Here is a 10357-nt window from a genome sequence, read left to right on the forward strand (position 1 = left end):
GGGCCGGGACGAAGAAACAGGCTCACCTGAGCCGAACAAAGAAACGCAACAGGAATCGAAAAAGTCGAAATCAGGCTTGTCGATGTCATCCGTCGAGTGGAGCTTGGCGCGATGTTGCTTGGGGAAGGTCATGTAGGCCAGCGTCGGGCTCGGCGTCGTCCATGATTGTCGCCAGCTTCGGCACCTTCGGCCGGATCTGGTCGGCGACGGCGCGCCATTGGGGGCTGGCGGCTTCCGAGGTCTCTTGGGCAAACGCGGTGGCGATGAAGGCTGAGACGACCCTGCGGCCGCTCTTGCCGGCATGGGCCAGCACGTTCCTCATGAAGTGGACGCGGCAGCGCTGCCATGTCGCGCACAGCACCTTGGTCACGGCGGCCTTGAGGCCTTCGTGCGCATCGGAGACGACGAGCTTGACGCCGCGCAGGCCGCGACGTGTCAGCTTGCGCAGGAACTCCGTCCAGATCGGCTCGGCCTCCGAGGTGCCAATCTCCATGCCCAGTACCTCGCGCCGGCCGTCCGCGTTGACGCCGACGGCGATGATAACGGCGACCGAGACGATTCGGCCACCGCGGCGCACCTTCAGGTAAGTGGCGTCGATCCACAGGTATGGCCAATCGCCCTCGATCGGCCGCTCGAGGAAGGCCTTGCCCTTGCCATCGATCTCCTCGCACAGCCGCGAGACCTGGCTCTTGGAGATGCCGCTCATCCCCATGGCATTGACCAGGTCGTCAACCGACCGGGTCGAGATGCCTTGTACATAAGCGTCCTGGATAACGGCGGTCAGCGCCTTCTCGGCCATGCGGCGCGGTTCGAGGAAACCCGGAAAGTAGTTTCCCTTCCTGAGCTTCGGGATGCGCAGCTCGACCGTGCCGGCCCGCGTCTCCCAGTTCCGGTCGCGGTAGCCATTGCGCTGCGCCAGCCGCAGCGGGTTCTTCTCGCCATAGGCGGCGCCAGTGGCCGCGCCCACCTCCATTCCATCAGCCGCTCGGCGGCAAAGCCGATCATCTCCCGCATGTCGTCGGTCATCGGTGGTCCTTCCAAATGGGTTGGCGTCAACAACCAAACCCTACCGGAAAGCGCCGATGACCACCGACACGCCGCTCACTCGCTACAGCGCTACTAACGGCGCGCTCGCGAGCGGCTTCGTACCGCCGAGCTACACCACCTGCGCCCTCAGCCGCGATCTGGAAGCTGCCCGCTACTCCGCCGACCGGGCTTTCGGGCAACATGACGCCGCCGATCCCGAAAACCGGCTGGTTGCGGCAGACCTTCGCACCGTCTGGTCGGCGCCGACGACCGATGCAAGGCTCAAGAAGCGCGGATTGATGAGGGGCTTTGGAGCGAACATGCTCCGGCACGAGATCGGTGTGTTGGCGCAACCGATGACGAGGCGTGTGAAGCAGCCTATCGAGCAGAGCGTTGCGACGAAGGAATCAGCGAAGTTTTCGTGATCCCTTCTTCCTTGATCGCTTAGTGTGAGCGGTCCCATGCCCGCAGCGTGTTGATCTGGTCATGTGAGAGTTCGATTTGCCACAGCTGCCTTCGTGAGCGGGCGCCCTCAATCCAGCCGTGGGTGAGTAGTCGAAGAGGGTTTTGGCGTGTGACGACCAGGGCGGCGACCGCCCGTTGAAGGTTCCATCTCGCCATCGTCGGGATTGACGCTCGTCCCGTTGATCTTGACGGTGAGGATCCCCAACGTATCCGCAGAAGCCAGACGGAGAAGGCGCAGCGGCGCTCTACGACAAAGCCTTCCGGGTTCAGCAGCATTTCCTCTACAGAGTAAATAGCGGTGATTCTCGTAGGTCGGGCAGTCACGGCCATGGGCGCGCTGCCAACCTCACTTTCCTTACCGCTCAATCAATGTGACAGCACCAATGATTGACCTCACCAAGCCGTCGCAGAAGACAACCCCATAAGGTCACGGACTACAGTCTGGTTCGGCGGTAAACTGAGATATGACGTTTGGACTCATTGGTGAACGCACCTCTCTTCCAATCTTCCCAACGCTCCACTAGCTCCAGCCCTACGCATTCGGCCATGGTATCGAGCTCCTGATGATAAACGTAACGAAGGCGTTCTGGAATACGTCTGACCGATGTACCAGAAAACCAGAGGAAGGTTTGAAGCAGGTTCTGGTTTAGTGGCTCGTGTATTTCCGCATTTAGGAATGTATTCTCGTGATCAACAAACACAGTAGTAGTTCTCTGACCCCTGACAAAACCATCGAAGTCTGGAACGCGCACTTCTATCACAACAATCCCCTCCGCATCTAGCGCCTCTGCGGCAGATCGGAGGCAAGCGATTTGCTCTTCTCGCGTAGCGAGCACCATGAACGTGTTATAAACACAATAGAGCAGATGGTAGTGTTGCTCTGAGCTGAAAGCGGCAATGTTTCCCTTCCAGGCTTTGATCAGATCCGAACGCTTGGCGAGAAGTTTCAACATGTTGTCCGAATTGTCGATCCCCTCGACCTTCACGCCGCGCTCGCTCAACGGTACCGCCACGCGCCCGTTGCCAATACCAAGTTCAAGAGCACTCCTTCCGCCGCAAAATCGCTCCAGAAAGGCGGCAGTTTCGTCGGCCTCGGCTATTCTACCTATCATGCCGGTATATTTCTCATAAACCGGAGCAAATTCGTCATAGCTAAACTCACCAGATAACATTTCTTCGTCCTTTCTGTGATTGTTCCTATCAAAACGATGAGCAACCCCGCCAGTGTAGATCCTCTTCGACCCGTTCGGTCGTCAGCAACTGGTTCGGCGGATGACGTGTTGGTCAGGCCCCCAAGCGAGATCATCAGTACGAACATTGAGCGGCACCATTCTTGGGCGAACCTCGAAATTTACAGTGCAAGCTTACAGTGCAAGCTTAGAGTGCAAGCTTAGAGTGCAAGCTTAGAGTGCAAGCTTAGAGTGCAAGGACTATGCCAACTTGAAAGCGATTTTAGTCAAGACGTTCGCCGTTCGCGTCGATCCGTTTGTTTGCAACGGCACATTTTGTGCCGCTTCCGACAATCGACGAGCGAATTGGATATCTTGAAAATCTATGCTTTGGGGACCTGAGCTGATTCAATTTGTCGGCGAGTTGCTCACAGGCGTTGGATGCGGGGACAGGCTGGATTACTGCTGCATGCCGCCATCGCCACGACACTGGCCGAGTGAACACGTGATCGGTGTGTCTTGTGTCAGGCCTTGAGGTGCGGCCGCGACGTGCCGCGGGCCGGTATGGTGATGCGCCGATCAGGTCCAAAGACAGCGAGCATGAGGCGCGTCGACGAGAAGAGCCAGATCCAATCACTCGATCGGGAGCAACCGGTCCTGCCGATGATGCCGGGCATACCTGAGCGCTGGCCCCATAGCTATGTCCGACACGGCACCACCTCGCTGTTCGCGGCGCTCGATGTGGCGTCCGGCTTTGTGATTGGCAAATGCTACAAGCGGCACAAGGGCAACCGAGTTTCTGGACTTCCTCAAGCAGATCGACGCCAACATGCCGCCCGGTCTCGATGTCCACATCATCATGGATGATTATGCCACCCACAAGACCGCGCTGGTCGGGTCATGGCTGGGGCGCCGGCCTCGCTTCTGCTACTTGCGCATGATCTGCCGCGGGTTTCGAATGCACCGTCCACGGACACACGCACCAAGCAGCGACTGGTTCACATCGTTGTCCGAGAGATTGTTTGCGATCTCGATAAGAATTCCAATGAGGCGGTTCCACTCATCCACTGGACCGGCGGCCGGCACACGGAGGTTCGTGTTGCTCGCGTAAAGAGGGGCCGATACCCAGGGGATATGGCACCTACCGCCTTTGACGCACTTCGCAAACTCGCTGGTCATTGGCCCGATCGAGAACTCGCCGTGTCGCTCAATCGGATGCGGTGTAAGACCGGCGACGGCGAGACCTGGACGACCGTTCGCGTACGGGAAATGCGCGAACGCTTGGGCTTGCCGGACTACGACCCCGCATCATCTGACGGTCAAATGATCAGCCTTGCAAAGGCTGCAGCCGGCTCCCGCTTCCTTGGCTGTGCCGGATGCTTCGCCTCAGGCTTCGGAGACGCCGCCGTCACCACCGCCGGCACGAACATGGATTTTCGATAACTCTGCCTCCCGCATCGGCTGGCGAGCAGCCCGACGCCAGGTGAACAATTGCTGCGGGAAAAGTCCATACCGGCGTGCCAGCACCGGCACGTCTCGTCGAAGGCGACATTCCTACAGAGGCCACGGTGGCTCATGTTCTGGTGTCGAAGTATGCCGACCACCTTCCCTATATCGTCAGGCCCAGATCTACGGCCGCCAGGGCGTCAATGTCGACCGTTCGACACTCGCCGGCTGGGTGGGCAAGGCAGCTTTCCTGCTTCGCCCTGTGCATGAGCGGCTGTTCGAGCGGCTGAAAGTCTTCAGACAAGCTCTTCGCGGACGAGACCACTGCGCCTGTGCTCGCGTCGAGGAGTGCCGCGCACGCGTCCGGTGAGGCGATCAAGGCTGACTGCTCCAGCTTGCTCATCACGAGGCGCTAGCGGGCGGAGCCGGCCGGTATGCCAAGGTCCTCGAAGCCTTGGCAAGGACCGCTCTCGCATCCTGGACGATTGGGGTCCGGAGAACCTCACCGACGAGCAGGGCCCGAAATTCGTTGAGGATCCATACAAGAAGCGATCGACGACCGTCACCAGCTTGACCTCGATCGCCGCCTCAAAGTCAAACCGACTCTTGGGAGTCAAAGTCGGCTTCAATCGGAGCGCTGTCCGGAATGCAATTGGAATACTCGTCCGGCTTCACGTCATCACTGGAATAGGCAGTCCATTTCGCAAAGCAAGGCGCGAACAACTCCCCAACGTAACACGCCGCAACCGTTTGGAGTCGAAAAATGCAGATTTTCTGCGTTATCGACCGCATTTATGTCGCGACAGCTCTCGGTTGTCCGCTACGTTTTGTAACTAATTTAGTTTGTGTGGAAACGCCTGCTAGGTCCTTCAGGCGACTTTTCAGGTTCGGAGACAATCAGTGGAACTAAATTCGGCGCTCGAAAAACAACCCTTTTTGATTGGCTATACCAACCGCCTTTCGGTCCGGGCTGGAGAGATTATCGAGGTAAAGGTATCTAGCGGTTGTTTAGGACACTACGCTGCTGATCTGGTTCGTATCTTCTCAGCTGATCCCAATCCGAATGGGCCCGGTACAGATATCCGCCGGGTCCCGGCAAACTTCGAAGGCATGTATCCGTCCGTTAAGAAGTCGTCGTACCCAGGATCCTATGGCATCATTGCCCTTGGTAGCACGGAGACTGTCGAGGATGCCACGTTTTCAATTAGATTCCAACCACGTCTCCTGCGTGATTCCCCGCAGGCGCTGTTCTCCTTCATTGACATATCGGGGGGCGCGATCTCCATAACAATTCAAAAGGCGGGGCTGAAGCTCGAAGCTTTCAATCAATCGAGTAGTGCACCATTCGCGTTGGAAATAGGCCGTTGGTATGAGCTAAGACTTTCGATTGCAAAAGATGAGTTGCGTGCCGTGGTGTACTGTGTCGAAGTGGGATCGAAGTGCTTTGAAGTCAAGGTAGAACGGACTGGCAAACGATCTCAATTCGAAAGTCTACTCCTAGCTGCCGCGCCGGTGCCTGGTAATATCTCAGCTTTCTCATCTTTTCTTAACGGGCGGCTGGAAGGCCCTATGCTGTTTCGTGGCGCTCACCTTCCAGAACGGCTTGCCAACACTCCCCTGTCGAAAGCGGAAACTCTCGCTTGTTGGGATTTCGGCATAGACATTTCAACCTCCAACATTCGCGATAAAGGTCCGTCGCGGCTCGACGGTACCTTGCATAATCTGCCGACACGAGCCGTCCGAGGCTCGCTGTGGTCAGGTGCAGAAATGTGTTGGCGTCACGCCCCGGATGAATACGCGGCCATTCATTTTCACGAAGGGGACCTGTATGATTGTAAGTGGGATACAGATTTTAGTTTTGAGATACCTGTCGATCTGCAAAGCGGAGTGTATGGGATTAGATTGAAATGCGAGTCCGCCGAGGATATCATACCTTTTTTTGTACGGCCCGCTAAACTCGCTGCGAAGGCGAGCGTGGCAGTTCTTTTCTCGACGCTCACGTACGTTGCTTACGCAAATCATCCTCGCTCAAATTTCAACTCCGCTTACGTAGAAAGGCGGGACGCTTGGCGTGCCTATCCGCATCACCCAGCCGAGTGCCCACAGTTTGGACGATCGCTATACGATTTCCACGCCGATGGCAGCGGTATTATGTTTAGCTCGATACTGCGCCCACTGCTGAACATGCGTCCGGGCTACGTCGCCTATGTCGACGATCGGGGATCAGGATTGCGGCACTTTCCCGCTGATATGCATCTCATCGCATGGTGCGCTGCAAAAAATATCCCAGTCGACATTATAACGGATCACGACCTTGAAGCAGAAGGCAGTAAGGCACTTGAAGATTACGCCTTGGTGCTCACTGTAACGCATCCGGAATATCATACAGCTCGAACTCTCGACGCTATAGAGAGTTTCATAGTTCTTGGGGGCAGCTTCGGCTACCTCGGGGGTAATGGCTTCTACTGGCGGGTCGCCACTAACGAGGCCTATCCGGATGCAATAGAAATTAGGAGAGGTGAATCAGGTGCGAGGGCGTGGGAGGCCGAGCCGGGAGAGTATTTCCACGCTTTCGACGGGCGCAATGGGGGTCTCTGGCTTAAGAACGATAGACCTCCCCAACGGCTTGTGGGCATAGGTATGTCGGCTTACGGTGAGTTCACTGGCTCGTATTATCGTCGACAACCCGCCTCCTTCGATCAACGATTCGCCTGGCTATTCGACGGGATCGGTGGTGAGACCTTTGGGGATTTCGGATTTTCCGGCGGAGGAGCTGCTGGGTTCGAAGTCGATATCGTTGACTCGACCTTAGGCACGCCCGTTGACGCAGTCGTTTTGGCACGATCCGAAAGGTGTGTTGGCGAGTACTACTGCGTTCCCGAAAAGGCTTATTGGCCCGAATTCCACACTGAGGCTTGGCAGTCCTCACAGATCAGGGCAGACCTTTGCTTCGTTCCAAAGCCATCAGGAAACTTCGTCTTTTCTACTGGGTCCATTTTGTTTTGTGGAAGTCTTCCTTTTAACGAATTCAACAACGACATCTCAAAATTGCTTGAAAACGTGGTCCGGCGATGCCTCCGGGAGAAGACACTGTCGAATCCTGAGAGTGGCGCTGATGGATGCAGGAAAGCTGTTTCGCAGATGGGAGGGTGACTGCACTTTATTCGTAGCGCTAGTCCGCCGCATTGCCTGGGCAAGGCGACGGATGCCGGACGTAGCGGCAAGAACAATCGCCTGTTTCTGAAGAGGTGCTCTAACAACGTCTTTCAGGATCCAGCCACGACGCCCGCCGCCGTTGATCGTCTCGTTTGACCAAGGTGCAGTCGTGAAGGGAAAGCGGGAGCAAACTCGGCGTGATAATCTCCGCGGGAAGAGACCTACCCAGCGCGCCAGCAAGCTGCGTTCGAATGAACGCATGCGACTGTCCCCATGACGACTTGGCCTGCAGTGGGCCCGTCGACAAGATCTAACCGGTTTAAACAGGACGTGCTCTAGTTCGCCAACGGCCGAGTAGGTGTCGACCGTCTCCTCAAGGCTGAGAAGGTCGATCTGTCGCTCCTCACCATTGGCTCGATTGCCGGCTCGACGTGCATTGGGCCGAAAAAACAGCGATTCTTGGTTGTCGTCGTGGATGCGACGCGGAGTATTGCGCGCCAAATCGGCCTTGATCCGTTCGTCTTCGAGGTCGCTGGCGCGGATCTGGTAGGGCGCGCCGCGCATGACCTGCTCGGCGGGCAAGAGGCCATCCCTGATGAACCGGCGGATTTTAACGTGCGAGACTCCAAGCCGGGCGGCCGCGTCCGACATGGTGAGCCACTCGCCATTCTTGTCGGAAGAGCGATAGCCGCTGATCTTGTGCACCGTGCGCAGCGATTGGACGCGACGCGCGGTCCAGGTCTTTCCCTGACCGGTCTGCATGCCCATGCGGTTGAGTGTGGCAGCGATTTCGGCATCCGACCATCGGGTTGCCATGGATCGCATGATCGCCAGAGCCTCCTCAGGCGTACGCTGGCCATGCTCTCCGGATTTGGGCTTGCGAACCCGTACCTGCGAGTGCTGGCCTCCGTGCCAGTGGATGGTCAAGATCACGTCGCGCGCATCGTCATCGACATCCGCCACGATGTCCTTGATGAGCGCGCGCAGCAGTTGCTGACGACAGCGCATGTCGACACCCGGCGCGTTCCAGGTGGCCTCGAGATTCTGGGCGAGGCCCGTGAAGTCCGGAACCGCGTCGACAGGCTCCACACGCTGGACTTCGCTCAGCCGGGCCTCGCAGGTCTCCACGCGCCTGAGCGTGGCTTCCCAACTCCTCTCGAGCTGGGCCGCAATAAGCCGGTTCTCCGGGTCGCAAGCGGCATAGCGGCGCTCGGCGAGCGATGCCTCATAGCGCGCCTGCTGCAGGTCCATCTCGATCATCTGCCGCCGCTTGGCTTCGCTCTCCAGCTGCATGCGTTCAGCCTCCAACGCCGCTTCGATCGCCATCGGCGCAACCGCCTCCAGCGCTTCGCGGGTCACCGCCGCGTCGGTGCGAAAGCCGTTGAACGACATGCATCGCGCCTGGGCCATCATGAGGTTGCCGCGCTCGCAGCGATATACCGGATAACCTTGGCCGCGTCCGGCATACATGACAACCAGTCTTCGCCCGCATCGACCACAGGAGATGAGACCCGGGAGCAGCGCGCGACCGCCGCGGCCCGACTTGACGCCGCCGGCTTTGCCATAAGCGTTTGCCGCGAGCAGTTCCTGGTTCCGTTCGTACTCGCTCCATCCGATGTAGCCTTCGTGATGGTCCTTGAGCACCACCGCCCACTCGCTAGCCGGCTTATAATGGCCATAGCTCTTGCGAACGCGGCCATCGACGATCTCAGTGCGCTTCTCGCTCTTACCATAGACATAGGCGCCGGCGTAGAATGGGTTCTTCAGGATCGAGATCACGTTGCGGTAGCGAATCGGAACCCAGTCGAAGGACACCATCTTGTTGCCGTCGGAGGGTCTTGGGAAATGCACGCCATCGTCGATCATCGAGATCAGGACCTGACGCGCACTGCCGAGTTCGCGGAAGCGCGCGAATATCAGGCGAATGGTCTCCTGCAGGCGCATGTCGGGATCGAACCCGAGACCGTAATCGCGGTGCCAGACATAGCCGAAGGGCACGGAGATGCGCAGTTCTCCGCGCTGTGCCTTGGCGCGGGCGGCCTCGTACATGCGGGCACGCAGCACGCCGAGCTCGAACTCGCTGATGCTGCCCTTCATACCGAGCAGCAGGCGGTCGTTCGGCAATCCCGGATCGTAGACTCCGTCCAAATCGATCACGCGTGCATCGACTTCGCCGCACAACTCGAGCAGCCGATGCCAGTCCGGCCCGTTGCGCGACAGGCGGGACGCCTCCAGGCAAAGCACGGCGCCCACATGGCCGGTGCACAGATCGTCGACCAGGCGCTCGAAACCGGGACGCTCCACAGCCCCGCTTGCGGTTCGTCCCAGATCCTCGTCGATCACCTCTACTTTGCGGAATCCCCAGCGCCGCGCGACGTCGACAAGCTCATATTGCCGACGTTGGCTCTCAAGGTTGAGCTGGACCTGCGCCTGAGTGGACTGACGCACATAGACGACAGCCTTGCGCTTGAGGATGGCAGTCGGAATCAGATTACCGCTCGTCATCGCAGCTCTCCTCCTCCGTTGCCACGCCGGCGGCGGCCATCAATACGTTGGCGAGCCGGGCGATCACTATGGTCCGTTGCGCTGAACTCAGCCCGTTCAGCTTCTCCGAGTCGAGCGGCAAGCTGAGTTGGCGAACGACCACGAGAGATCGTGTCGGGGGTGGCAGGGTTCTCATGTTGCGCCTCCGCGATGGTGAAACCATCCGGAGAGCCTCGCCGGAAACGGCGTTCGATCAAGAGCTTGTGTAGCTCAAGCAGCGCGGCAAGCGATACACGCGGGGGGCCTAGGTCCATCGCCGCGCAAGCCACGGGATCGATCATCCAGGCCGGAGCGGTAATGACATGCCCGGGCGCGACGACGAGATGAATGATCCGGCCGTTGGCGCGCTCTTCGCTGTTCTCGCAGCGAAGCCGACGTCCGAAATACGGGTGCCAACGGTAATAGACCTCGACCTCCTGCCCAACATGGGCAGAATGACCCCGAGATGGCAAACCCACGCAGCGCCCGTTCGGCGGCGTTGTTGGTGAGACAAATCCGGCCGTCGCCGAGGAAGGACGTGAAGCCGTCCCAGCGCTTCAGCATGCAGTCGA

Annotated in this window: 4 protein-coding genes and 5 pseudogenes; 4 read left to right on the top strand and 5 right to left on the bottom strand. The window is 58.6% G+C overall.

The genetic code is table 11. From position 1 onward, the window contains the following. Positions 1–1026: pseudogene (locus NKH12_RS28555) on the bottom strand (IS256 family transposase); the annotation flags it as partial. Between the two features lie 56 nt (positions 1027–1082). On the opposite strand from NKH12_RS28555, the gene NKH12_RS28560 reads away from it, so the two are divergent. Further along, positions 1083–1451: a hypothetical protein gene (locus tag NKH12_RS28560; protein WP_352956207.1), complete on the top strand. Its 369-nt coding sequence runs from the start codon at positions 1083–1085 to the stop codon at positions 1449–1451. Positions 1452–1925: 474 nt separating this feature from the next. Here NKH12_RS28560 and NKH12_RS28565 read toward each other — a convergent pair whose 3' ends face one another. Continuing rightward, a complete protein-coding gene (locus tag NKH12_RS28565) occupies positions 1926–2663 on the bottom strand; it encodes a class I SAM-dependent DNA methyltransferase (protein ID WP_352956208.1) in 738 nt (245 codons plus the stop codon). A 576-nt stretch (positions 2664–3239) separates the two neighbouring features. On the opposite strand from NKH12_RS28565, the pseudogene NKH12_RS28570 reads away from it, so the two are divergent. The 3 genes and pseudogenes from NKH12_RS28570 to NKH12_RS28580 form a co-directional block, all read left to right on the top strand. After that, positions 3240–3714: pseudogene (locus tag NKH12_RS28570) on the top strand (transposase); the annotation flags it as partial. 466 nt (positions 3715–4180) lie between these two features. Beyond that, positions 4181–4444, top strand: a pseudogene (locus NKH12_RS28575) (IS66 family transposase); the annotation flags it as partial. 562 nt (positions 4445–5006) lie between these two features. Next, positions 5007–7259 (top strand): N,N-dimethylformamidase beta subunit family domain-containing protein, encoded by a 2253-nt coding sequence (locus NKH12_RS28580; RefSeq protein WP_352956209.1) that lies wholly within the window; start codon positions 5007–5009, stop codon positions 7257–7259. A gap of 450 nt (positions 7260–7709) precedes the next feature. Here NKH12_RS28580 and NKH12_RS28585 read toward each other — a convergent pair. The 3 genes and pseudogenes from NKH12_RS28585 to NKH12_RS28595 form a co-directional block, all read right to left on the bottom strand. Continuing rightward, positions 7710–9767 (bottom strand): annotated as a pseudogene (locus NKH12_RS28585) (recombinase family protein); the annotation flags it as partial. Then, complete coding sequence (locus NKH12_RS28590) at positions 9754–9942, bottom strand: hypothetical protein (RefSeq protein ID WP_352458677.1); 189 nt, start codon at positions 9940–9942, stop codon at positions 9754–9756. The gene NKH12_RS28590 and the pseudogene NKH12_RS28585, both read right to left, overlap by 14 nt. Before the next feature lie 308 nt (positions 9943–10250). Beyond that, positions 10251–10357: pseudogene (locus tag NKH12_RS28595) on the bottom strand (IS66 family transposase); the annotation flags it as partial.

Source organism: Mesorhizobium sp. M1322 (genome assembly GCF_040318085.1).
GTDB lineage: Bacteria > Pseudomonadota > Alphaproteobacteria > Rhizobiales > Rhizobiaceae > Mesorhizobium.

Excerpts from the sequence above, each read along its gene's own strand:
- NKH12_RS28560 (WP_352956207.1), top strand. The coding sequence starts at position 1,083 with ATGACCACCGACACGCCGCTCACTCGCTACAGCGCTACTAACGGCGCG.
- NKH12_RS28565 (WP_352956208.1), bottom strand. The coding sequence starts at position 2,663 with ATGTTATCTGGTGAGTTTAGCTATGACGAATTTGCTCCGGTTTATGAG.
- NKH12_RS28590 (WP_352458677.1), bottom strand. The coding sequence starts at position 9,942 with ATGAGAACCCTGCCACCCCCGACACGATCTCTCGTGGTCGTTCGCCAA.